Origin of the sequence: Pseudomonas sp. Tri1, from assembly GCF_017968885.1 — a bacterium.
Lineage (GTDB): Bacteria > Pseudomonadota > Gammaproteobacteria > Pseudomonadales > Pseudomonadaceae > Aquipseudomonas.
The window spans coordinates 1,420,801-1,444,504 of record NZ_CP072913.1 but is presented as its reverse complement, the minus strand read 5'-3'; the positions used below and the strand labels follow the sequence as shown (position 1 = coordinate 1,444,504).

General features: G+C 60.8%; 23 protein-coding genes. 19 read left to right on the top strand and 4 right to left on the bottom strand.

Features of this window, described 5'->3' with window-relative positions:
- The first annotated feature begins 65 nt into the window (after positions 1-65).
- The 4 genes from J9870_RS06410 to J9870_RS06395 all read left to right on the top strand — a co-directional run bounded on the left by J9870_RS06410 (position 66) and on the right by J9870_RS06395 (position 3,003).
- Complete coding sequence (locus J9870_RS06410; protein ID WP_210643164.1) at positions 66-1,076, top strand: ornithine carbamoyltransferase; 1,011 nt, start codon at positions 66-68, stop codon at positions 1,074-1,076.
- A gap of 165 nt (positions 1,077-1,241) precedes the next feature.
- The gene (gene arcC, locus J9870_RS06405; protein ID WP_210643163.1) at positions 1,242-2,171 is read left to right on the top strand and encodes a carbamate kinase; all 930 of its coding nucleotides are present in this window, start codon (positions 1,242-1,244) and stop codon (positions 2,169-2,171) included.
- Positions 2,172-2,235: 64 nt separating this feature from the next.
- Positions 2,236-2,595: a DUF5064 family protein gene (locus tag J9870_RS06400; protein ID WP_210643162.1), complete on the top strand. Its 360-nt coding sequence runs from the start codon at positions 2,236-2,238 to the stop codon at positions 2,593-2,595.
- A 231-nt stretch (positions 2,596-2,826) separates the two neighbouring features.
- Complete coding sequence (locus tag J9870_RS06395) at positions 2,827-3,003, top strand: hypothetical protein (RefSeq protein ID WP_210643161.1); 177 nt, start codon at positions 2,827-2,829, stop codon at positions 3,001-3,003.
- A 7-nt stretch (positions 3,004-3,010) separates the two neighbouring features.
- Here the strand turns inward: J9870_RS06395 and J9870_RS06390 are convergent, their stop codons facing one another.
- A complete protein-coding gene (locus J9870_RS06390; RefSeq protein WP_210643160.1) occupies positions 3,011-3,904 on the bottom strand; it encodes a helix-turn-helix domain-containing protein in 894 nt (297 codons plus the stop codon).
- Between the two features lie 164 nt (positions 3,905-4,068).
- Between J9870_RS06390 and pobA the strand changes: the two genes are divergently transcribed.
- Together pobA and J9870_RS06380 are read left to right on the top strand one after the other, a co-directional pair.
- Positions 4,069-5,259 (top strand): 4-hydroxybenzoate 3-monooxygenase, encoded by a 1,191-nt coding sequence (gene pobA / locus J9870_RS06385; protein ID WP_210643159.1) that lies wholly within the window; start codon positions 4,069-4,071, stop codon positions 5,257-5,259.
- A 51-nt stretch (positions 5,260-5,310) separates the two neighbouring features.
- Positions 5,311-6,846 carry an MDR family MFS transporter gene (locus J9870_RS06380; protein ID WP_210643158.1) on the top strand — a complete coding sequence of 512 codons (1,536 nt, stop codon included), beginning with the start codon at positions 5,311-5,313 and terminating at the stop codon, positions 6,844-6,846.
- A 45-nt stretch (positions 6,847-6,891) separates the two neighbouring features.
- On the opposite strand, the gene J9870_RS06375 is transcribed toward J9870_RS06380, so the two are convergent.
- Entirely contained in the window at positions 6,892-8,241 is a 1,350-nt protein-coding gene (locus J9870_RS06375; RefSeq protein WP_210643157.1) for an MFS transporter, read from the bottom strand.
- A gap of 366 nt (positions 8,242-8,607) precedes the next feature.
- On the opposite strand from J9870_RS06375, the gene J9870_RS06370 reads away from it, so the two are divergent.
- Positions 8,608-10,785 (top strand): hypothetical protein, encoded by a 2,178-nt coding sequence (locus J9870_RS06370; RefSeq protein ID WP_210643156.1) that lies wholly within the window; start codon positions 8,608-8,610, stop codon positions 10,783-10,785.
- Positions 10,786-11,084: 299 nt separating this feature from the next.
- On the opposite strand, the gene J9870_RS06365 is transcribed toward J9870_RS06370, so the two are convergent.
- Positions 11,085-11,390: a DUF2288 domain-containing protein gene (locus J9870_RS06365; protein ID WP_210643155.1), complete on the bottom strand. Its 306-nt coding sequence runs from the start codon at positions 11,388-11,390 to the stop codon at positions 11,085-11,087.
- A 339-nt stretch (positions 11,391-11,729) separates the two neighbouring features.
- On the opposite strand from J9870_RS06365, the gene J9870_RS06360 reads away from it, so the two are divergent.
- From J9870_RS06360 to J9870_RS06320, 9 genes are all read left to right on the top strand, one after another.
- Positions 11,730-12,857 carry a branched-chain amino acid ABC transporter substrate-binding protein gene (locus J9870_RS06360; RefSeq protein ID WP_210643154.1) on the top strand — a complete coding sequence of 376 codons (1,128 nt, stop codon included), beginning with the start codon at positions 11,730-11,732 and terminating at the stop codon, positions 12,855-12,857.
- A 230-nt stretch (positions 12,858-13,087) separates the two neighbouring features.
- Complete coding sequence (gene livH, locus J9870_RS06355) at positions 13,088-14,011, top strand: high-affinity branched-chain amino acid ABC transporter permease LivH (protein WP_210643153.1); 924 nt, start codon at positions 13,088-13,090, stop codon at positions 14,009-14,011.
- Complete coding sequence (locus J9870_RS06350; RefSeq protein ID WP_210643152.1) at positions 14,008-15,264, top strand: high-affinity branched-chain amino acid ABC transporter permease LivM; 1,257 nt, start codon at positions 14,008-14,010, stop codon at positions 15,262-15,264. The genes livH and J9870_RS06350 overlap by 4 nt, the downstream gene beginning before the upstream one ends.
- Positions 15,261-16,028 (top strand): high-affinity branched-chain amino acid ABC transporter ATP-binding protein LivG, encoded by a 768-nt coding sequence (livG, locus tag J9870_RS06345; RefSeq protein ID WP_025212221.1) that lies wholly within the window; start codon positions 15,261-15,263, stop codon positions 16,026-16,028. Before J9870_RS06350 ends, livG begins: the two co-directional genes overlap by 4 nt.
- Positions 16,029-16,730, top strand: a complete 702-nt coding sequence (locus J9870_RS06340; RefSeq protein WP_063322663.1) for an ABC transporter ATP-binding protein — start codon at positions 16,029-16,031, stop codon at positions 16,728-16,730.
- A 234-nt stretch (positions 16,731-16,964) separates the two neighbouring features.
- On the top strand, positions 16,965-17,270 hold the full coding sequence (locus J9870_RS06335) for a DUF2282 domain-containing protein (RefSeq protein ID WP_210643151.1): 306 nt from the start codon (positions 16,965-16,967) through the stop codon (positions 17,268-17,270).
- 25 nt (positions 17,271-17,295) lie between these two features.
- The gene (locus tag J9870_RS06330) at positions 17,296-18,165 is read left to right on the top strand and encodes a DUF692 domain-containing protein (RefSeq protein WP_210643150.1); all 870 of its coding nucleotides are present in this window, start codon (positions 17,296-17,298) and stop codon (positions 18,163-18,165) included.
- Positions 18,162-18,932: a DNA-binding domain-containing protein gene (locus J9870_RS06325; RefSeq protein WP_210643149.1), complete on the top strand. Its 771-nt coding sequence runs from the start codon at positions 18,162-18,164 to the stop codon at positions 18,930-18,932. Before J9870_RS06330 ends, J9870_RS06325 begins: the two co-directional genes overlap by 4 nt.
- Positions 18,929-19,405: a DoxX family protein gene (locus J9870_RS06320; protein ID WP_210643148.1), complete on the top strand. Its 477-nt coding sequence runs from the start codon at positions 18,929-18,931 to the stop codon at positions 19,403-19,405. Before J9870_RS06325 ends, J9870_RS06320 begins: the two co-directional genes overlap by 4 nt.
- Positions 19,406-19,541: 136 nt before the next feature.
- On the opposite strand, the gene J9870_RS06315 is transcribed toward J9870_RS06320, so the two are convergent.
- A complete protein-coding gene (locus J9870_RS06315) occupies positions 19,542-20,471 on the bottom strand; it encodes a LysR family transcriptional regulator (protein WP_210643147.1) in 930 nt (309 codons plus the stop codon).
- A 104-nt stretch (positions 20,472-20,575) separates the two neighbouring features.
- Between J9870_RS06315 and J9870_RS06310 the strand changes: the two genes are divergently transcribed.
- From J9870_RS06310 to J9870_RS06300, 3 genes are all read left to right on the top strand, one after another.
- Complete coding sequence (locus tag J9870_RS06310) at positions 20,576-21,175, top strand: short chain dehydrogenase (protein WP_210643146.1); 600 nt, start codon at positions 20,576-20,578, stop codon at positions 21,173-21,175.
- Between the two features lie 61 nt (positions 21,176-21,236).
- The gene (locus tag J9870_RS06305) at positions 21,237-21,911 is read left to right on the top strand and encodes a hypothetical protein (RefSeq protein WP_210645122.1); all 675 of its coding nucleotides are present in this window, start codon (positions 21,237-21,239) and stop codon (positions 21,909-21,911) included.
- A gap of 73 nt (positions 21,912-21,984) precedes the next feature.
- Positions 21,985-23,598, top strand: coding sequence for an NAD(P)/FAD-dependent oxidoreductase (locus tag J9870_RS06300; RefSeq protein ID WP_210643145.1), 1,614 nt, complete (start codon positions 21,985-21,987; stop codon positions 23,596-23,598).
- Positions 23,599-23,704 lie beyond the last annotated feature (106 nt).

The window sequence follows — 23,704 nt, the reverse complement described above, 5'->3', positions numbered from 1 at the left end:
GCCGCTTTGCATCCCAAGGCAGAAAACGACCCAGGGGATAACCGAAACCCAAGGAGATCCACATCATGGCTTTCAACATGCGCAACCGCAGCCTGCTGAGTTTGATGCACCACACCCCTCGCGAGCTGCACTACTTGCTGGACTTGTCCCGCGACCTCAAGCGCGCCAAATACACCGGCACCGAGCGTCCACACCTGCAAGGCAAGAACATCGCGCTGATCTTCGAGAAAACCTCGACCCGCACCCGCTGCGCCTTCGAAGTCGCGGCCCATGACCAGGGCGCCCACGTCACCTACATCGATCCGGTGTCGTCGCAGATCGGCCACAAGGAAAGCATGAAAGACACCGCCCGGGTGCTGGGGCGGATGTTCGACGCCATCGAATACCGTGGCTTCGAGCAAGAGATCGTCGAGGAACTCGCCCACTTCGCCGGGGTGCCAGTGTTCAACGGCCTGACCGCCGAATTCCACCCCACCCAAATGATCGCCGACACCCTGACCATGCGCGAGCACAGCGATAAGCCGCTGCATGACATCAGCTATGCCTACCTGGGCGACGCGCGCTACAACATGGGTAATTCACTGCTGATGATCGGCGCCAAGCTGGGCATGGACGTGCGCATCGGTGCACCGAAAGCACTCTGGCCGCATCAGGACTTCATCGACCAGTGCCAGGCTTTCGCCGCCGAAAGTGGCGCGCGCATCACCATCACCGAAGATCCGAAGGAAGCCGTCAAGGGCGTGGACTTCATCCACACTGACATCTGGGTGTCCATGGGCGAGCCAGTGGAAGCCTGGGACGAGCGCATCGAGCAACTGCTGCCGTACCAGGTCAACGCACAGATGATGAAGGCCTCGGGCAACCCCCGGGTGAAATTCATGCACTGTCTGCCGGCGTTCCATAACAGCGAAACCAAGGTCGGCAAGGACATCGCCGCGCGCTATCCGAACCTGGCCAATGGCGTGGAGGTGACCGAAGAGGTCTTTGAATCCCCGGCCAACATCGCCTTCGAGCAGGCGGAGAACCGCATGCATACCATCAAGGCGATCCTGGTATCGGCGCTGGCGGATATCTGAATACCGCCCGCTCCCATGCTGAAGTGCTCTTCACTGTGGGAGCGAGCTTGCTCGCGATGGCGGAATGTCCGCTTGCATTGATGTTGGATGTGCCGCCGTCATCGCGGGCAAGCTGGTTCCCACAGGAGACTGCGGAATTCGCTCATTTTTTGAAAGGACAACACCATGCGCATCGTCGTTGCCTTGGGCGGTAACGCCCTCCTGCGTCGGGGTGAACCCATGACCGCAGACAACCAACGCATCAATATCCGCACCGCGACCGAACAGATCGCGAAAATCCACCCTGGCAACGAGCTGGTCATCGCCCACGGTAACGGCCCGCAAGTCGGCCTGCTCTCGCTGCAAGCGGCGGCCTACACCTCGGTCACGCCCTATCCGCTGGATGTGCTTGGCGCCGAAACCGAAGGCATGATCGGCTACATCATCGAACAAGAACTGGGCAACCTGCTGGACGTCGACGTGCCGTTCGCCACGCTGCTGACCCAGGTCGAAGTGGACGGCAACGACCCGGCCTTCCAGAAACCCAGCAAGCCCATCGGCCCGGTCTACAGTAAAGTGGAGGCGCAGAAACTCGCCGCCGAGAAAGGCTGGGCCATCGCGCCGGACGGTGACAAGTTTCGTCGAGTGGTCGCCAGCCCGCGGCCCAAACGCATCTTTGAAATCCGCCCGATCAAGTGGCTACTGGAAAAAGGCAGCATTGTGATCTGCGCCGGCGGCGGTGGTATCCCGACGATGTACGACGCCAACGGCAAGCTGCAAGGCGTGGAAGCGGTGATTGACAAGGACCTGTGCTCGGCACTGCTGGCCGAACAACTGGAGAGCGATCTGCTGGTGATCGCCACCGACGTCAATGCGGCCTTCATCGACTTCGGCAAACCGACTCAGAAAGCCATCGCCCAGGCCCACCCCGATGCCATGGAGAAACTCGGTTTCGCTGCCGGTTCCATGGGGCCGAAGGTACAGGCCGCCTGCGAATTCGCCCGCAACACTGGTAAGGTCGCGGTGATCGGCTCACTCTCGGACATCGACGCCATCGTCCAGGGCAGCGCCGGCACCCGCATCAGCACGGCGACACCGGGCATCGCTTATCGATAACAGGAAACTTGCGGGGTGGATTCAGGGTCTGCCCTACTCACATGTATTCGAAGGAGAGTCGTTTATGGCCATGTTCGAGCCCGGTCACCTGCACATGGAGCGCCACGCGCTGAACAAGGAAGACTTCAGCTACAACTTGTGCATCGACTACGAGGTTGCACAGGACCCCAAGGAAGGCACCGGCATGTCGTTCCGTGTGCATGGCTCGGTCGAAGACAAACCCTTGGACGAGACCTTTTTCCTGGCCAAGGACCAAGCCTTCGACTTCGCCCGCCACGCCACACGCATTGCCCAGAAATACGGCCTGCCCAAAAGCGCCAGCATCGGTTCGATGCACAAGTACTACGACGAAATGTTCGAAGACGTGCGCCAGCAACTGGACGTCAAGCCGGGGGATCCGATGAAGCCTGAACACCTGGCGTAACCCGGTTAAAAGACCCCAATCCCCTGTGGGAGCGAGCTTGCTCGCGATAGCGGTAGATCAGTCGACACGCACGGTGACTGACCCGCCTTCATCGCGAGCAAGCTCGCTTCCACAGGGGGTATCAGCGTTCTGAATATCGGGTTACATCCCGTACCTGTTTGACTGGCAACTCATCTGCGCTGACCTATGCTCAATGTAGTACCCAAGGGTATTCGTTCAGAGGTCACCGCCATGAACATCAAAATAAAAAGACGCCTCGCCATCTTCGTCACCTGCGCCGCCACATTGGCGCTGTATGGCACCGCGGCCTATCGGGTCGAGCAGGCCAGGCAACTGCCCCGTGAATTCGCCAGTTGCAACTTCGAACGTTGCATCCCCCACAGCGCGACCCTGAACGCATTGCGCTAAAGCGTATTCAGTCGTCCTGTGGGTCGGTCTTGAGCCGGTCGCGGAAGGCCTTGGGCGAGATTCCAACACGTCGGCGAAATAACCGGGTGAAGTTGGTCGGGTCGGAAAACCCGAGCATTTCGGAAATCTCGTAAATGGTCAGGCCGGTATAGGTCAATAAACGCTTGGCTTCGAGCAACTGACGCTCATGCATGATCTGCAGAGCCGGTTGCCCCGCCAGTTCGCGGCAAGTGCCGTTGAGGTGCGACACGGAAATACCCAGGCGGTGGGCCAGGTCTTCGACCTTGACGTGCTGACGGTAGGTTTCCTCCACCAACTGAATGAAACCGTTGAGGTATTCCCGTGCCCGTTGCGGACGCTGGGTCGAGGTGCGCCGCTGCATCACCTGGCGGCTGACCCAGACCATGATCACGCTGACCAGAGCATGCATCAACATTTCCCGGGCCGGCTGATGGCCGACGTATTCGGCTTGCAAGGCACTGAACAGGCTGTTGAGGTAGACGGCGTTTTCACCCGCCGGGTAACTGCCGGCCTGGGCCAGGATGTTGACCGAATGCCCCAGCTGCGCCTGCAAGTGCGTCACCAACGGTGCCGCCAGGGTCACCACGTAACCTTCCACATCCTCGGAAAACCGAAAGCCATGCACCGACAGCGGCGGCAGGATCTGCACCGCCGGTTCAGTGAGTTGGGTGCGCTGACCCTCGATTTCCAGCTCTGCCTGGCCCTTGAAGACAAACAACAGCTGGCACAGGTCAGCATGCCGATGGGGTTTGATTTCCCACTGGTGCTCGCGGCTGCGCTTGGAAATGGTTTCGCAATGCAGCAGGTCTGGCGTCGGCCAATCCTGGCTCTCGCCATAAAGCTTGAACACCGGGATCGAAGGCAAGTCAGGTTTTTTCATAACAAAGATCGGCCTGGGGTTGCGGGCGATAATCGCACCGATTGGCAGAAAGTACAGGTATCGGCTCAGTTTTCCCCTTCAATTGACAGGCCAGCAAGCGAAAAATGCAAGCACCCCAATCAACACCGACCCTGGTCGTGTGCTTCGTGCGAGCCATAACAACAATGAAAACCCTCAAAACCCAAGTTGCCATTATCGGCGCCGGCCCTTCTGGCCTGCTACTCGGCCAGTTGCTACACAACGCCGGCATCGACACCGTCATCCTCGAACGCCAGACCCCGGACTATGTGCTGGGCCGCATCCGCGCCGGTGTGCTGGAGCAAGGCATGGTCGAACTGTTGCGCCAGGCCGGCGTCGGCCAGCGCATGGACGCCGAGGGCCTGCCCCATGACGGCTTTGAGCTGGTGCTCAATGATCGTCGGGTGCACATTGACCTCAAAGGGCTGAGCGGCGGCAAAAACGTCATGGTCTACGGTCAGACCGAAGTGACCCGTGACTTGATGGCCGCCCGAGAGGCGACCGGGGCCCGCACGTTGTATCAGGTCAATAGCGCCCAACCCCACGACATGCAAACCGACCAGCCTTTCGTGACCTTCGAGCACCAGGGCGAAACCTGGCGCCTGGACTGCGACTACATCGCCGGGTGTGACGGTTTCCATGGTGTGGCACGGCAATCGATTCCGGCGGAAAAACTGAAAGTCTTCGAGCGGGTCTACCCGTTTGGCTGGCTTGGCGTCCTGGCCGACACGCCGCCGGTGCACGACGAACTGGTCTACGCCCGTCACGAACGCGGTTTTGCCCTGTGCAGCATGCGCTCCAAGACCCGCACCCGTTATTACCTGCAAGTGCCCGTCGAGGAACAAGTGGCCGACTGGCCGGACGAGCGCTTCTGGGACGAACTGAAAAACCGCCTGCCTGCCGATCTGGCAAAAGCGCTGGTGACCGGTCCGTCCATCGAGAAAAGCATCGCGCCGCTGCGCAGCTTCGTGGTCGAGCCCATGCAATACGGGCGGATGTTCCTGGTAGGCGATGCGGCCCACATCGTCCCGCCTACCGGCGCCAAGGGCCTGAACCTGGCCGCCAGCGATGTCAGCACGCTGTTCAACATTCTGCTCAAGGTCTACCGCGAGGGCCGTGTGGATTTGCTGGAAAAATATTCCGCCATCTGCCTGCGGCGCGTCTGGAAAGCCGAACGTTTCTCCTGGTGGATGACCTCGATGCTACACCGCTTCGACGACGACGCCTTCAACCAGCGCATCAGCGAAGCGGAGCTGGAATATTTCGTCGACTCCGAGGCCGGTCGCAAAACCATTGCGGAAAATTACGTCGGACTTCCTTACGAGGCTATCGAATAGCCGCCTATCGACTTAAACTGCGGGCTTCGTCCCATTCGTCGCCCTGGCGTGATGCCCGCAGGTTCTGTCGTGACCCAGCTCAATACCCTCCAAGCCCCAAAACCGGCCATCCGCAGCGTGCTGGTGGCCCTGATGCTGGCGATTTTCCTAGGAGCCCTGGACCAGACCATCGTCGCCGTCTCGATGCCGGCCATCTCTGCACAATTCAAGGATGTCGGCCTGCTGGCCTGGGTGATTTCCGGCTACATGGTCGCCATGACCGTGGCCGTGCCGATCTACGGCAAGCTCGGCGACCTGTACGGCCGACGCCCGCTGATGCTGTTCGGCATGGGGCTGTTCACCCTGGCCTCGCTGTTTTGTGGCCTGGCACAAAACATGGAGCAACTGGTGCTGGCGCGGATTCTCCAGGGCATCGGTGCCGGCGGCATGATTTCCGTAAGCCAGGCAATCATCGGCGACATCGTGCCGCCACGCGAGCGTGGCCGCTATCAGGGGTATTTCAGCGGTATGTACGCACTGGCCAGCGTGGCCGGGCCGGTGCTGGGCGGCTACATGACCGAATACCTGTCATGGCGCTGGGTATTTCTGATCAACCTGCCGCTGGGCCTGGCGGCCTGGTGGGTGGCCCGCCGCGCCCTGGTCGGGCTGGCGGTGCCGCAACGCACGCCGCTCATCGATTACCTGGGCACCGTGTTGCTGATCATCGGCCTGACCGCCTTGCTGCTGGGCATCACCCAGGTCGGCCAGGGTCTTGCCTGGCACAGCCACGAAGTACTCGGGCTGCTGGGTTGCGCGGTGGTGGCGTTGGCAATGTTCGTCTGGCATGAGCGCCGCGCCGCGGAGCCACTGCTGCCGATGCACCTGTTCGTCAACCGTAGCGCGGTGTTGTGCTGGTGCACGGTATTCTTCACCAGTTTCCAGGCAATCTCCCTGACGGTGCTGGTGCCGTTGCGCTTCCAGAGCGTGACCGGCGCCGGGGCCGACAGCGCGGCGCTGCATTTGCTGCCGCTGGCGATGGGGTTGCCCATGGGGGCATATTTCGCGGGGCGCCGCACCTCGGTCACGGGACGCTACAAACCGATGATCCTGAGCGGCGCCCTGCTCTTTCCGTTCGCCATCCTCGGCCTGGCTCTCACCTCGCCCGCCACGTTCTGGCTCAGCAGCCTGTTCATGCTGCTCTGTGGCATTGCCTCGGGCATGCAGTTCCCCACTTCGCTGGTGGGTTCGCAGAATTCGGTGCAACAACGGGACATTGGCGTCGCCACCAGCACCACCAACCTGTTCCGCTCTCTCGGCGGGGCAGTGGGCGTGTCACTGATGTCAGCGTTGCTGCTGGCCCTGCTGCAGGATTCAAGCTTCGCCCAACTTGCCGGTTCGTCGCTGATCGGCGAAGGACATTCCGGCAATGTGTTGCTCGATGGCCTGAACGCCGCTCCTGGGGAAGCACAGAACGTCTTGCGCCAGGCGCTGCAGACAACGTTCCGGCACTTGCTGCTGATCAGCGCGGCGGTGTCGGTGCTAGGGCTGGCAGCGGCTGTGGCGATGCCCAATCGCCTGTTGCGTGGGCGGGATGAGAAGGTTGGATAACCCCCCTCGCCCCAAACGTGCTCACAGCAGCCTGATCTGGAGCGATCAGGCTGTCGCCACCACACCCTCCGGCTCCACCGCCGCACTCATACCCTCCTTCATCCGCCTGGCATCACGCACGAAACAACGCGAGGCCAGGAACAGGAACACCATGGTCAGGAACAGCCCCACCGGGATCAGGTACATCGCATCGTGCAGGCCGATGGCCTTGAACGCTTCGGTCATCTGGTCGACGCCTGCCGCAGCCATGGCCGTGCGAGCGAAGTAATCGGACAAGCCACCCACCACCACCGGCCCCAGGCCGCCGCCGAGCAAGTACAGCCCGGCAAAATACAACGCCATCGCCGTGGCGCGCAGGCGCGGCTCCACCACGTCCTGGATCGCGGTGTAGACGCAGGTGTAAAAGTTATAGGCAAACAGCCAACCGACGCTGAACACCGCCACGAACACGCCGATTTCAATGCGCCCGGCATGCAGTGCCCACGCCGTGGTGACCGTCGAAATCGCCAGGCTGAACGCTGCGAACAGCAGGCGGCCGTTGGGCACGCGCTGGTGGATTTTGTCCGCGACCCAGCCGCCAAGGGTGAGCCCGAACAACCCCGTTACACCCACCATGATCCCGGTCGCCACGGCCGCCTCATGCAGCGGCATCAAGAAGTAACGCTGCAACATTGGCACCAGGAACGAGTTGCAGGCATAGGTCGCGAAGTTGAAGCACAGCCCGGCCAGGACCAGCCACAGGAAGGTGGGAATCGCCAGCACCCGGCGGATCGGCCGGTCGACCTTCTCCTGTGACACCTGCACGGTTTCTGCCGCGCCGCGCTTGGGTTCCTTGATGAAGAACATGAACAACGCCAGCACCAACCCGGGCACCGCCGCGATAAAGAACGGCGCGCGCCAACTGTCGAACGCCTTGACCATCGCGCCGATGGTAAAGAACGCCAGCAGCAACCCGATCGGCAGGCCCAGCATGAAGATACCCATGGCCCGCGCCCGACGATGGGCCGGGAACAGATCGCCGATCAGCGAGTTGGCCGCCGGCGCATAACTGGCTTCACCGATCCCTATGCCCATGCGCACCAGCAGAAAAGCCCAGAAACTGCCCACCAGGCCATTGACCGCCGTCAGCGCGCTCCAGGTCGCCAGGCCCCAGCCCATCAACTTGCTGCGCGAACCGGTATCGGCCAGGCGCCCCAGCGGCAACCCGGCGATGGCGTAGACGATGGTGAAGGCGGTGCCGATGATGCCGATCTGGAAGTCGCTGAGGCTCCATTCCATACGGATCGGCTCGATGATGATCGCCGGAATGGTGCGGTCGAAGAAGTTGAACAGGTTGGCCAGAAACAGCAGGAACAGAATGCGCCAGGCATTCGCCGCTTGGGTCGAGTTCTGCATGGGTCCGTCTCTTTATTGTTATGGGGGCAACGGCGAGGCATCCGAGCCCGAAGTCTGCAATCTAGACAGCACCGCGCGGACTGTCTCCAATCATTCGCAAGGCTGATACCCGACCATGGCGAGCGGCGTGTTTATTGATAGCGGTCAACTTCCTGTAACAATTGCCATCATTTCGCCCGTTCTTGATTAAAGATCGTCCCCCAGTGGCCGATTCAACCTATCAGGAAAGAATCTCTCGAGCGGCGCTCAGGCTATGGCCCTGGACGCTCGGACCGACCTTCGCGCCATCCAAGGACGCGAGCTCCCATCCGCGATGGTTCGATGACAGCGCTCGTCGAACCACCCAGTTCAGGCATATGGCGCACAATGACTTCCAAAAAAACAGCCACGGCGGTATCCGATCTGACCCTGAGCCCGGCCGCCAACGGCCCTGAAGTCTCGAAACCCTCGAGCAGCTCGCGTCCCCTCTCGACTCAGCAGTATCTGTACTTCACCGAAACCAACACCGACCGGATCCTCGACAACCTCGATGGCCTGCGCGACGCGGTGTTCCCGCGACCGCCCCATCTGGTGGAGGACGAGAGCGATCGCGCCCAGCAGGAATTCCCGTCGGTGTGCCTGATCGGCCTGGGGCGCTGCGGCTCCAACATCGCCCTGGACGTGGCGGAGCTGGTGTACAACGCCCGCAAGTTCTACCTCAACGAATTCAACGCCGAAGACAAGGCCTACAGCGACAAGGGCTACAGCCCCGCGCAGTGGATCCGCAACAACCTGCGCCTGGGCACCAGCAAGGCCAGCAAACCGGTATTCCTGGTGGAGCCGCTGGTGATGCTCGGCGACCTGGACAAGGACATTGCCGGGCGTATCCGTTTCTCGCGCAAGGGCGAGAAAAGCGGCTTTTTGCGTGACTACAGCAAGATGAAAATCATGGACCTCTCGGAAGTCCACGCCGGTGGCGCCGGTAACGCGCCGATCCTGGGCCAATACCTGGCCAAGATCATCCTGAACAAGGACACCCAACGGTTCTCCAGCCCCGACTGGAAAATGATCCACTCGTACCTGATCGACAGCTGCGGCATCAAGGCCAACCAGTCGCGCCTGTACTTCTCGATCTTCAGTGCCGGCGGCGGTACCGGTTCGGGCATGGCCTCGGAGTTCGGCCTGGCCCAGCAGTACTCGTACATGAACAAGACGTTCGACACCAAGCCAATGGACGAGCATGACAGCAAGAGCGGTCATTCCTTCGTCTTCGAACCGATCTTCACCAGCGGCATCTGCGTGCTGCCGAACATTTCCGACCACCGCAGCGAAATGTCCGAAGCGTTACACATCAACGCCGGACGCCTGCTGTGCAAATACCTGTCGGAAGAATGGGATTTCTCGTACAACTTCGCCAACGAAGACAGCAGCGAAGCCAGCGTGATGGGCCGTATCCGCCCATGGAACGCGATGATGCTGATTTCCAACGACATCATGCGCTACGCCGAAGAGAGCGATGACGGCAACATCCAGAACATTGATGTCAATGCTATGGAAAAGCACGCCAACCAGTACATCTCCCAGCAGATCTTCAACATCCTGACGGCCCAGGCCGTGACCACCGACTACGACCAGAACTACTTCCGGCGTGCCGGCATCGACATTGGCGAAACCATTCGCCTGGACGCCAACGACCTGTTCATGAGCCTGGCCGGCCCGGTGGCAATTGCCTACGCCGAATCCGTTGTCCCGGAAACCCCGGCCCCCAGCGGCGACAAGTTCAAGGTGTTCGAGAAAGAACCACCGCGCCTGAACATCGACGACCTGTTCTTCCGCTCCATCGACCTGCCGCACTTCAACAAAGTCACCCAGGCCATCGAAGGCATCAGCCTGTTGCCGATCGAATCCAAGCGCTACCGGGCCTCGCTGGAGCAGTACAAGAACTCCGGCTACGACGCGGCGGCCCTGCATGACCTGCACTTCTTCAAGAACTGCTCGTCGGTGGTGTCCATCGTTTCCTTGCCCAAGGACTACAAGCTGTCCTACATGGACCTGAACCGGCTCAAGACCCACCTCAACAGCCTGTTCCCCAACACCACCCTCAAGCGTTACGCATTGGTAATTGGCGCGTCGGCCAACCTGTCGCTGACCACCCTGATCGCCAAGAGCCCGTGCCTGTCGGATGACTTCCTGACTCTGATCGTCGCCTTCATCAAACGCTGCTTCGCCCGCACCCCGTATCGCTTCGACGACACCCTGGACAACTCGATCCTGGACTTCATCATCAATGAAGACTTCGACGAACAACGGATCGACGACCTGCTCAACGAATTCGAAAACCCGGCGAAGATCCTCGACACCAACTGGTACGCGATCAAGCCGATGTACGAGAAGAAATACCGCGAGCTGATCAACGATAAGGACAAGTTCGTCTCGATCAACGATATCCGCCTGTCCCGCGATTGCGTGAAGAAAGCCATCAAGTACCTGCGCGAGATCTACCGTCATCGCATTGGCAAGACCAAGGTCATTTCCTTGAATAACCATACTGGCAGGACTTACTGAGGGTAGGCGCGACACCGCGTCGCCCCAATCGCGAGCAAGCTCGCTCCCACAGTGGACCGCGTTCCTTCAGGCAAAACGCGATCAACTGTGGGAGCGAGCTTGCTCGCGATAGCGGTATTGAATACAGCACCGAGACAACATCCAGAAACAATTAACCAGCCCCATGGCCGGCCCAGAAACTGTTCCCGTTACGTATACGTCACCCACCCCTGTGGCGTTTCGCCACGGCAGGACGCCATCACGCTACTCGCCTACACACTTTCAGCGGATAAAAAACTCGAACCAAGTTGGTGCACCAATCAGTTCGACGCCCTTTCCTGGATCATAATCCATGGCGAAACCACCACCGCCCAAAGCAGCGGATCACGTTCCAGAAAATCCAGCGCCCGCGTTTCAGACAGCTTGGCGACCTGCTCGGCGGCCAGCCAGGCGGCGACTTTGGTACCTTCGTCCTGGGCCACGGCCTCGGCTGCGGCGATCAAATCCAGTGCTGGGTCGACCCACAATAGGGCACCCTTGGCAAAGAACGGCTCCAGCTCTTTCCAGGTGATGGATGCGGTTTCACCAAGCAGTTTGGCATAGAGGGTGCTAGGTTCTTGATTCATGGGACCTGTCCGGAAAAGAAATCGGCGCGAATGATAACGTCGGTGGTCTGGCAGAAAAACCCGGTAGCAATTGGAGTACCGATTGAAAAGCGCAGGAAAGCCAAGGATTGCCGATTTGACCGGACAACCCCCGCCGCCATTCTGTCTTTTTCTTTCAATTAAGCGACACCCTCAGGTTTTGCCCCCAAGCGCCAGCTTCCCTTGCCAACAATCGGCGCTCTACACTGTACCGGTACAGTTGCCGGGGGCATTTTCCGCGAGGATATCCAAGATATCTGACCCGGTTCTGCTGCTACGGCGCCAGGACTATAAAAACTACAACAGCATGAGTGGAGCACTATGACTAAGGCTACTAAGCAGATTTCCAAACTGTTTGCCGCTATGGTTCTGGCCGGGGTTGCCAGCCATTCGTTCGCCGCCGACACCATCAAGATCGGCATCGCCGGCCCAAAAACCGGCCCTGTAGCCCAATACGGCGACATGCAGTTCAGTGGCGCCAAGATGGCCATCGAACAGATCAACGCCAAGGGCGGCGTCGACGGCAAGAAACTTGAAGCCGTTGAATACGATGACGCCTGTGATCCAAAACAAGCGGTCGCGGTCGCGAACAAAGTCGTCAACGACGGCGTCAAGTTCGTGGTCGGCCACCTGTGCTCCAGCTCCACCCAGCCGGCTTCGGACATCTATGAAGACGAAGGCGTGGTCATGATCACCCCGGCCGCTACCAGCCCGGACATCACCGCTCGCGGCTACAAGATGATCTTCCGCACCATCGGCCTGGACAGCGCCCAAGGCCCTGCGGCCGGCAACTACATCGCCGACCACGTCAAGCCGAAGATCGTTGCGGTCCTGCACGACAAGCAGCAGTACGGTGAAGGCATCGCCAGCGCCGTGAAGAAAACCCTCGAAGGCAAAGGCGTGAAAGTGGCCGTCTTCGAAGGCGTGAACGCCGGCGACAAAGATTTCTCCTCGATGATCGCCAAGCTCAAGCAAGCCAACGTCGACTTCGTCTACTACGGCGGCTACCACCCGGAGCTGGGCCTGATCCTGCGTCAATCCCAGGAAAAAGGCCTGAAGGCCAAGTTCATGGGTCCGGAAGGCGTGGGTAACGACTCGATCTCGCAAATCGCCAAGGATGCTTCCGAAGGCCTGCTGGTGACCCTGCCGAAATCTTTCGACCAGGACCCTGCCAACATTGCCCTGGCTGACGCCTTCAAGGCCAAGAAAGAAGACCCGAGCGGTCCGTTCGTGTTCCCGTCCTACTCCGCAGTGACCGTGATCGCCGACGCCATCAAGGCTGCCAAGAGCGAAGACGCAGGCAAAGTGGCCGAAGCCATCCACGCCGGCACCTTCAAGACCCCTACCGGTGACCTGAGCTTTGATGCGAAGGGCGACCTGAAGGACTTCAAGTTCGTGGTCTACGAGTGGCATTTCGGCAAACCTAAAACCGAAGCTTCGCCTCAGTAAGGCCTGGCCTGACTGACTGCCAATAAAGCCCACGGCGTGCCGTGGGCTTTGTTTTAAATGTATTGGGCCGCGCTGGCGTGATCCGCCAGTCTCCCCACCTGAAAATCTCAAAACCGTCATCAGCGGTTCGCTGGCAAACCTCGTGCTCGAAGTGGATGCAGATCCGCGGGGCCCGGGCGGGAAAATGACTCCACCAGTGAAATGCGTATCAGGTTTTTAGGAGCGCTGTAATGCCTGACATCTATCACTTCTTCCAGCAGCTGGTTAACGGCCTGACCGTTGGCAGCACGTATGCCCTGATCGCCATCGGCTATACGATGGTCTACGGCATCATTGGAATGATCAACTTCGCCCACGGCGAGGTATACATGATCGGCTCCTACGTGGCGTTCATCGCCATCGCCGGGCTGAGCATGATGGGACTCGACAGTGTCCCGTTGTTGATGACCGCGGCCTTCATCGCGAGCATCGTGGTCACCAGTTCGTATGGCTACAGCATCGAACGAATCGCGTACCGGCCCCTGCGCGGCAGCAACCGCCTGATCCCGTTGATTTCCGCCATCGGTATGTCGATCTTCCTGCAGAACACGGTACTGCTTTCGCAAGACTCCAAGGACAAATCCATTCCCAACCTGATTCCGGGCAACTTTTCCATCGGGCCAGGTGGGGCACATGAAGTGCTGATTTCCTACATGCAAATCGTGGTGTTCGTGGTGACCCTGGTCGCCATGCTCGGCCTGACGCTGTTCATCTCCCGTTCCCGCCTGGGCCGCGCCTGCCGCGCCTGCGCCGAGGACATCAAGATGGCCAACCTGCTGGGCATCAACACCAACAACATCATCGCCCTGACCTTCGTCATCGGTGCGGCCCTGGCGGCCGTCGCCGCGGTGCTGTTGAGCATGCAATACGGCGTGATCAACCCCAACGCCGGTTTCCTCGTGGGCCTTAAAGCCTTCACCGCCGCAGTTCTGGGCGGCATCGGCAGCATCCCCGGCGCGATGCTCGGCGGGCTGGTGCTGGGCGTGGCGGAAGCCTTTGGCGCCGACATCTTCGGCGACCAGTACAAGGACGTCGTGGCGTTCGGCTTGTTGGTTCTGGTTCTGTTATTCCGGCCGACCGGCATCCTGGGCCGTCCGGAGGTTGAGAAAGTATGACTAGGCATCTCAAATCGGCGCTCTTCAGCGCCCTGCTGGTCTGGGCCGTGGCCTACCCGGTACTCGGTCTGAAATTGACCATCGTCGGCATCAACCTGGAAGTGCACGGCACCAGCCCGGCCATCCTGGCGACCATCGCCGTGTGTTCGCTGCTGATGTTCCTGCGGGTGCTGTTCAGCACGCAGATCAGCGCCATGTGGAAGTCGTCGCCCGGCCTGCCGGTGATCCCGACCAAGGCCAGCAACTTCCTGACCCTGCCGAGCACCCAGCGCTGGATCGTGCTGGCACTGATCGTCGTGGCACTGATCTGGCCATTCTTCGGCTCCCGCGGCGCGGTGGACATCGCCACGCTGATCCTGATCTACGTGATGCTTGGCCTGGGCCTGAACATCGTGGTCGGCCTGGCCGGCCTGCTGGACCTGGGTTACGTCGGTTTCTACGCCGTCGGGGCCTACAGTTATGCGCTGCTGTCCCATTACTTCGGCCTGAGCTTCTGGATCTGCCTGCCCATCGCCGGGATGATGGCTGCCACCTTCGGTTTCCTGCTGGGCTTCCCAGTGCTGCGCTTGCGCGGTGACTACCTGGCAATCGTGACCCTGGGTTTTGGCGAGATCATTCGCCTGTTCCTGCGCAACCTGACCGATATCACCGGCGGCCCGAACGGCATCAGCAACATCGAGAAGCCGACGTTCTTCGGCCTGACCTTCGAGCGCAAAGCCGCTGAAGGCCTGCAGACCTTCCACGAGTACTTCGGCCTGGAATACAACTCGATCAACAAGGTGATTTTCCTCTACCTGGTTGCCCTGTTGCTGGCCCTGGCAGCGCTGTTTGTCATCAACCGCCTGCTGCGCATGCCCATTGGGCGCGCGTGGGAAGCGTTGCGTGAAGACGAAATTGCCTGCCGTGCCCTGGGCCTCAATCCTACCGTGATCAAGCTGTCGGCCTTCACCCTTGGTGCCGCGTTCGCCGGTTTTGCCGGCAGTTTCTTCGCCGCCCGCCAGGGCCTGGTGACGCCGGAGTCCTTCACTTTCATCGAGTCGGCCATCATCCTCGCCATCGTCGTGTTGGGCGGGATGGGCTCGCAGCTGGGCGTGATCCTGGCGGCGATCGTGATGATCCTGTTGCCGGAAATGATGCGTGAGTTCAGCGAATACCGCATGTTGATGTTCGGCGCCTTGATGGTGCTGATGATGATCTGGCGTCCTCAAGGTCTGCTGCCTATGCAACGCCCCCACATGGAGCTGCGCAAATGAGCCGCGAGATCCTGAAAGTCGAAAACTTGAGCATGCGCTTCGGCGGCTTGCTGGCGGTCAACGGCGTGGCCCTGACCGTGAAAGAGAAACAAGTGGTGGCATTGATCGGGCCGAACGGCGCGGGCAAGACCACCGTGTTCAACTGCCTGACCGGTTTCTACCAGCCCACCGGCGGCACCATCCTGCTGGACGGCGAGCCGATCCAGGGCCTGCCCGGCCACCACATCGCCCGCAAGGGTGTGGTACGGACCTTCCAGAACGTGCGGCTGTTCAAGGACATGACGGCGGTCGAGAACCTGCTGATCGCCCAGCATCGTCACCTGAACACCAACTTTTTTGCCGGCCTGTTCAAGACCCCGGCGTTCCGCAAAAGCGAACGCGAGGCGATGGAGTACGCCGAGTACTGGCTGGAGAAGGTCAACCTCAAGGAGTTCGCCAACCGAACCGCCGGTACCCTGGCCTACGGTCAGCAACGACGCCTGGAAATCGCCCGGTGCATGATGACCCGTCCGCGGATCCTCATGCTCGACGAACCGGCCGCCGGCCTGAACCCGAAGGAAACCGAAGACCTCAAAGCCCTGATCGGCGTGCTGCGTGAGGAGCACAACGTCACCGTGCTGCTGATTGAGCACGACATGAAGCTGGTCATGAGCATTTCCGACCACATCGTCGTGATCAACCAAGGCACACCGCTGGCCGATGGCTCGCCGGAACAGATCCGCGACAATCCTGAAGTGATCAAAGCCTACCTGGGGGAAGCGTAAATGCTGCAGTTCGAAAACGTTTCCACCTTCTACGGCAAGATCCAGGCCCTGCACAGCGTCAACGTCGAAGTCCGCCAGGGCGAGATCGTGACCCTGATCGGTGCCAACGGCGCCGGCAAATCCACCCTGCTGATGACGCTCTGCGGTTCGCCCCAGGCCCACAGTGGCAGCATCCGCTACATGGGTGAGGAACTGGTGGGCCAGGACTCGTCACACATCATGCGCAAGAGCATTGCCGTGGTGCCGGAAGGCCGTCGGGTATTTGCCCGACTGACCGTGGAAGAAAACCTCGCCATGGGCGGATTTTTCACCGACAAGGGCGACTATCAGGAACAAATGGACAAGGTGCTGCACCTTTTCCCACGCCTGAAAGAACGCTTTACCCAGCGCGGCGGCACCATGTCCGGCGGCGAACAGCAAATGCTCGCCATCGGCCGTGCGTTGATGAGCAAGCCCAAGCTGCTGCTGCTCGACGAACCTTCGTTGGGCCTGGCGCCGATCATCATCCAGCAGATCTTCGACATCATCGAACAGCTGCGCAAGGATGGTGTGACGGTGTTCCTGGTAGAGCAGAACGCCAACCAGGCGCTGAAAATCGCCGACCGCGCGTACGTACTGGAAAACGGTCGCGTGGTGATGCAAGGCACCGGTGAAGCCCTGCTGACCGACCCGAAAGTGCGCGAGGCGTACCTGGGCGGTTGAGTCTGTAGCAGTAAAAAAACGGCCTTCGGGCCGTTTTTTTTGCCTGGATTTCAAGCAAACACAACGGTGATGAGAGGACACATTTGTGGCGAGGGGATTATCCCCTCGCCACAATGAACTTGAAGGCAAAATAAAAAAATCGCCCCCCGCTGTAACACTTCCCCACACCCCTTCTCTAGTTCAGCAGACCGGCGCTAACGCCGGTTCATTTCCCTGAAGAACTGGAGAATCACCATGACTGCTTCGACCCGCACCCTGTCCGCCACCGCCCTGGTCCTGGCCCTGGGTTCTGCCCTGAGCATGACAGCCGTCTCGACCGCCCATGCAGCCGACGACAACATGGAAAAATGCTTCGGCGTCGCCCTCAAAGGCATGAACAACTGCGCCGCCGGTGCTGGTACCACCTGCGCAGGCACCGCAAAAATGGATTATCAGGGCAACGCTTGGAAATCGGTCCCTAAAGGCACCTGCACCACCCTCGAAAGCAAGACCTCCCCCACCGGTTTTGGCCAGCTCCAAGCGTTCAAAGCCAAGTCCTGATCGCACCTGCCCAAGGCCTGCCACCATGTCCAATGCGCTTTTTCTCGCCACTGATACCCGATTGCCGCCAAGGGCGGGGCTGGGGCTCAAGGCCGAGCATTTCCATGAAGTACTCCAGACCCAACCGGACCTGGGCTTCTTCGAAGTGCACGCGGAAAACTACATGGTGGCCGGCGGGCCGTTTCATCACTACCTGGGGCGGATACGCGAACAGTACCCACTGTCGCTGCACGGCGTCGGCCTGTCGATCGGTGGCGAAGGGCCGCTGGATGTCGCGCATTTGCGACGCCTGGCCACACTGATCGAACGTTATCAGCCCCAATCCTTTTCCGAACACCTGGCTTGGTCCAGCCACGGCCCGGTGTTCCTCAATGACTTGCTGCCCCTGGCCTACGACCAGGCGAGCCTCGACCGCGTCTGCGAACACGTCGATCAGGTGCAGGCCAGCCTCAAATGCAGGCTGTTGCTGGAAAACCCGGCCACTTATCTGGCGTTCGAGGAATCGACCCTCGACGAGCCTCACTTTATTGGCGAAGTGATTCGTCGCACCGGCTGCGGTCTGTTATTGGATGTGAATAACGTCTACGTCTCTGCCATCAACCACAGCCGAGATCCGCAGGCCTACCTCGACGCCCTGCCCTTGCAGGCCACCGGTGAGATTCATCTGGCCGGGTTTGCCGAAGACACCGACAGCCTCGGCGAGCGCCTGCTGATAGACGATCACGGCGCGCCCATCGCCAATGAAGTCTGGCAGCTGTATCGCAAGGCACTGGAGCGGACCGGACCAGTTGCCACCCTGATCGAGCGAGACAACCACATTCCTGCATTGGCGGTGCTGCTGGCTGAAGCACGCCAGGCTGAGCGACTGTTAAGCGCCGCCGGAGCTCGGCCATGAGCCGCCAGAGCGAATTCGCCGCAGCGCTGCTCGCCCCGCACCAGGCCTGTCCGCCGGGCCTGATCAGCGCCAATGGCGCCGATCCCGAGAGCCGCCTCGCGGTGTACCGCAACAACGTGCTCAGCTCATTGATCAATGCCCTGGCCGACAACTATCCGGTGGTGGCGAAATTGGTGGGTGAGGAGTTTTTCCGGGGCATGGCCGGTGTCTACGTTCAATCGGCGCCACCGCAAAGTCCGATCATGAGCGCCTACGGCGCCGATTTTGCCGGCTTCATCGAACGTTTCGAACCCGCCGCCTGCGTGCCCTATCTCGCGGACGTGGCTCGCCTGGAGCGGCTGCAAGTCGAGGCCGGGCATGCAGCCGACGCCCAGCCCATGAGCGCGGAACGCGTTGTGAAGGTGCTGTCCTGCCCCACGCTTGCAGCGCAGTTGAAGATCGGCTTTCACCCATCGTTGCGCCTGCTGCAATCAACCTTCGCGGTGGTCACTATCTGGGCTGCCCATCAGCAGGAACCTCCCGTAGCGTTCGAGCCGTATTCCGCCCAGAACGCTCTGGTGCTGCGCAATGGCCTCGACCTGGAAGTGCTCGCGATCAGTCACGGTGCTCATGGCTTCATCACCTCCCTGCAACAGGGCCTACCCCTGACAGCGGCCATCGAGGCTGCAATCGAGCACTACCCCGACCTTGACCTGGAACACATTCTGGCGGGGCTCATCCGCCACCAGGCCATCACTGATCTCCTACCCGAACAGGCATCCCAATGACCGCCCTGATTGCTGGTTTCATTCAATGGCTGGAAAAAATCCCCCACAGCCTGATCGCCTTTATTGCGCGGTTCTCCATCGCCGCAGTGTTCTGGAAATCCGGCCAGACCAAAATCGAAGGCCTGGCCATTGACCTGTTCGAGGGTACCTTCCAGATCGGCCTGCCGCATCTGGCGGACTCGACCATCCCACTGTTCAAAAGCGAATACGCCCTGCCGCTGCTGTCGCCCGAGCTGGCGGCGCATCTGGCGGCCGCTGCCGAACATATCTTCCCGGTGTTGATACTGTTTGGCCTGGCAACACGCTTCTCGGCGATGGCCCTGCTGGGCATGACGTTGACCATTCAGCTGTTTGTCTATCCGGACGCCTATCCGACCCATGGCACCTGGGCGGCGGTATTGCTCTACCTGATGGCTCGCGGACCGGGGGTAGTGTCCATTGACCATCTGATCGCCAAACGCTACGCCCACTGATTGCAACTGGAATCTCCTGTGGGAGCGAGCTTGCTCGCGATAGCGGTGGGTCAGCTTGCACAAATGCCGGATGTGCCACCGCCTTCGCGAGCAAGCTCGCTCCCATAGAGATCTTGGGTGTTCATGAGTCTTGTGTTCAGCGCAGGCCCACTGTGGGAGCGAGCCGATCCAACGCCTCGCCACTGCGCTTGAACCAATCGATCAAGTAATCGGCCAGCACCTGGGTGCGCTTGGGCAATCCGCCCTGGTACGGATGCACCAGGTACATCGGCATACGCCGGGTCTGGTAATCGCGCAGCACCCAGCGCAGGCGTCCGTCAGCCAACTCTTCATGCAGCAGGTATGACGGCAACCGGGCGATTCCGGCACCGGCCAGGGCAGCTTTTTTCAACAGGCTGTAGTGGTTGCTGGCGAACGGCCCCGACACACGGACCCGCAACAGTTCGTGTTGCTGGTGATAAAGCCATTCTTCCCGCCCGCTGTAGTGGCTGTTGAGCAGGCAGCGGTGCTCGGCCAGGGCCTGAGGAGTTTCGGGCTCGCCATAATGTTGAAGATAGGCCGGGCTGGCGCAGGTCATTTCGTGCCAGGCCAGCAGCGGGCGGGCCACCAATCGCTCATCGATGGCGGCGTCAGAACGAATCGCCAGGTCGAAGCCATCGCGAGTCAGATCGCGATAACCATTGTTGAGCTCCAGTTCGATTTGCACATCGGGATAGGTGCGTGCGAACTCCATCAACAAACCTTCAAAGAACGTTTCTCCCAGCGAAACCGGAACCGTCATCCGCACCGGCCCGGAAATGTCGTCCTTCAACCGAGCCAATGCCTGACGCGCCCTTTCCACCTGTACCAACAGCGCCTGGGCCTGAGGCAACAACGCCGCGCCAGCCGCCGTGAGGCTCAAGCGGCGTGTGGTGCGCTGCAGCAATACCACGCAGAACCGGCTCTCCAACAAGCTGATGCGTTTGGACAACTGCCCCTTGCTACAGCCCAACTGCTGGGCCGCCAGGGTGAAACTGCCGGCCTCCATCAACACCGCAAACGCCGCCAGGTCATCCATCTCGCTCATCGGATTGTTTCCAAATGAAAACCAAAGGTTGCCTATTAGCACGATTATTAATGAAAAGAACCCCTCTAGACTGAAAACTCATTCAACCCATTGAGGAACAGCCCATGAAAATCCTGTTGATCGGCGCCAACGGCACCATTGGTTCGGCCATTGCCGACGAACTGTCGCCGCGCCACGAAATCGTGCGGATTGGCCGCCACAGCGGTGAATTGCACGTGGATATCAGCGACAGCGCCTCGATCCGAGCCCTGTTCGAAAAGACTGGACGCTTCGATGCCCTGGTCTGCGCAGCGGGCAATGTCACCTTTGCGCCCCTGGGCGAGATGACCGAAGACAGCTTCGCCCTGGGCTTGAAAGACAAGCTGATGGGCCAGGTCAACCTGCTGCTGATCGGCCGCGAATTCGCCAACGACGGCGCATCCTTCACTTTTACCACTGGCGTGCTCAGCCACGACCCGATCAAGAGCGGTGCGTCGGCAGCCCTGGTCAACGGCGCCCTGGACAGTTTCGTGCGTGCCGCGGCAATCGAGTTGCCACGAGGCTTGCGCGTCAACTCGGTGAGCCCGAACGTGTTGCTCGAAGCCATGGACAAATACGCGCCTTACTTCCGCGGCTACAAACCGGTGCCCGCCGCCGATGTCGCATTGGCCTACGCCAAGAGTGTCGAAGGCCTACAAACCGGTCAGACCTTTCACGTGGGCTGACACCCCTTGTGATGCAGGATCAGTCTGAGTAACGTGGCGGCACTTGTCTGGAGACCCAATGATGCGTGCCGCCCGCTCCCTGCTGTTTGTCGCCCTCCTGCCGCTGTTCGCCGGCTGCCAATTGCTCGACGCCCCGCGTCAGAGCGCCTCCCACGCCGGTCAGACGCGCATGCAGGGCGAACTCACGGCGGCCGAGGGCAAGCTGGTGTTCCAGCCGTGCCAGGAACAGCGCCGCTACATCGTCAACGACAGCGGTGGCACCAGCGTGCTGCAGCAAGCCGCGAGCCTGGCCGACGAGCGGGGCAAGCTGTTTGCCGACGTGCGCGGCCGTATCGTCTCCAGCACAGCGGCCGGTACCGACAGCCAGTTGGACGTGGAGCAGCTGTATCGCCTGGAGCGCTCAGGCACCGCGTGCGATGACGGAAATTTCAGACTGTTGATCCTGCGCGCCGCCGGCCATGGCCCCGAGTGGAACCTCAAGGCCAGCGGCAAGGGCCTGGTGCTCGAACGCGAGGGCCAGCCACCCCTGGCGGTGCCGTACATGGAGGAGCAGTTGGGTGACGGCCGCTTCAACCTCAGCACCGAAGCCAATGGCCAGAAGGTCGAGCTCTGGGTCACCCCCCAGCGCTGCGTCGACAACGTGAACGGCAGCGTGCAACACATGAGCGCCGAACTGCGGGTCAACGGTCAGGTCCAGCGCGGCTGCGCCTACTTTGGCGGTGCGCGCAACGACTGATTCGCAGGTTTTGGCTTATAATCGCCGGTTCACGCCCTGACGCAGTTGTGCGTCCCGCGAACCGGATCCCCTCATGTTACGAATCACCGAACTCAAGCTGCCAATCGACCATCCCGAAGAAGACCTACGCCCAGCCATCGTGCAGCGCCTGGGTATCGCCAGCGATGATCTGCTCGATTTCACCTTGTTCAAGCGCAGCTACGACGCGCGCAAAAAATCCTCCGAACTGTGCTTTATCTACACCATCGACCTGACGGTGCGCGATGAAGCCAGCGTGCTGCGCAAGTTCGTCGATGACCGTAACGTCAACGAAGCACCGGATGTCAGCTACAACGTGGTCGGCCAGGCTCCGGCCGACCTGAGCGAACGGCCGATCGTGGTCGGCTTCGGCCCGTGCGGAATCTTCGCCGCCATGTTGCTGGCACAGATGGGCTTCAAGCCGATCATCCTCGAACGCGGCCCGGAAGTGCGCCAGCGCACCAAGGACACCTGGGGCCTGTGGCGCAAAAGCGTGCTCAACCCTGAGTCCAACGTGCAGTTCGGCGAAGGTGGCGCGGGGACGTTTTCCGACGGCAAGCTCTACAGCCAGATCAAGGATCCGAAGTTCCTCGGTCGCAAGGTCCTGCACGAGTTCGTCAAGGCCGGCGCACCGGAAGAAATCCTCTACGTCAGCAAACCGCACATCGGTACGTTCCGCCTGACAGGCGTAGTGGAAAACATGCGTGAGCAAATCCGCGCCCTGGGCGGTGAAGTGCGCTTCCAGCAGCGCGTCACCGATGTGCTGATCGAGGACGGCCAGTTGGTCGGCGTCGAACTGGCCAGCGGTGAACGGATTCATTCCAGGCATGTGATCCTGGCCCTGGGCCACAGCGCCCGGGACACCTTCCGCATGCTCCACAGCCGCGGCGTGTACATGGAAGCCAAGCCGTTCTCGGTAGGTTTCCGTATCGAACACCCGCAATCGCTGATCGACAGCGCGCGCTTGGGCAAGTACGCCGGCCACCCGAAGCTCGGCGCCGCCGATTACAAACTGGTGCACCACGCCAAGAACGGTCGCTCGGTGTACAGCTTCTGCATGTGCCCGGGCGGTACTGTGGTAGCCGCGACCTCCGAGCCGAACCGCGTCGTGACCAACGGCATGAGCCAATATTCACGCAACGAGCGCAACGCCAACTCCGGCATCGTCGTTGGCATCACCCCGGAAGTCGATTATCCGGGCGGCCCGCTGGCGGGGATCGAGTTGCAGGAGCGCCTGGAGTCCCACGCGTTCGTGCTCGGCGGCAGCAACTACGAGGCCCCGGCGCAACTGGTGGGCGACTTCATCGCCGGCAAGCCGTCCACGGCACTGGGTAGCGTCGAACCGTCCTACAAGCCTGGCGTCTCCCTGGGCGACCTGGCCCAGGCCCTGCCGGACTTCGCCATCGAAGCCATCCGCGAAGCCCTGCCGGCGTTCGAGAAGCAGATTCGCGGTTATTCGCTGCACGACGCGGTGCTGACCGGGATCGAAACCCGTACCTCGTCGCCCCTGCGCATTACCCGCGACGAAACGCTGCAGAGCCTGAACGTCAAGGGCTTGTTCCCGGCCGGCGAAGGCGCCGGTTATGCAGGCGGCATCCTGTCGGCGGGCGTGGACGGGATCCGGATTGCCGAGGCGGTGGCGCGAGATATCCTCGGTCTCGAAGCCTGACAGAGCCCCCTTCCGGGGCCAATGCTGTTCACTCAAGGCAGGATTTTCCTAAGTGAACAGCACGACCCTGTGGGAGCGAGCTTGCTCGCGATGGCGGCCAGGCATT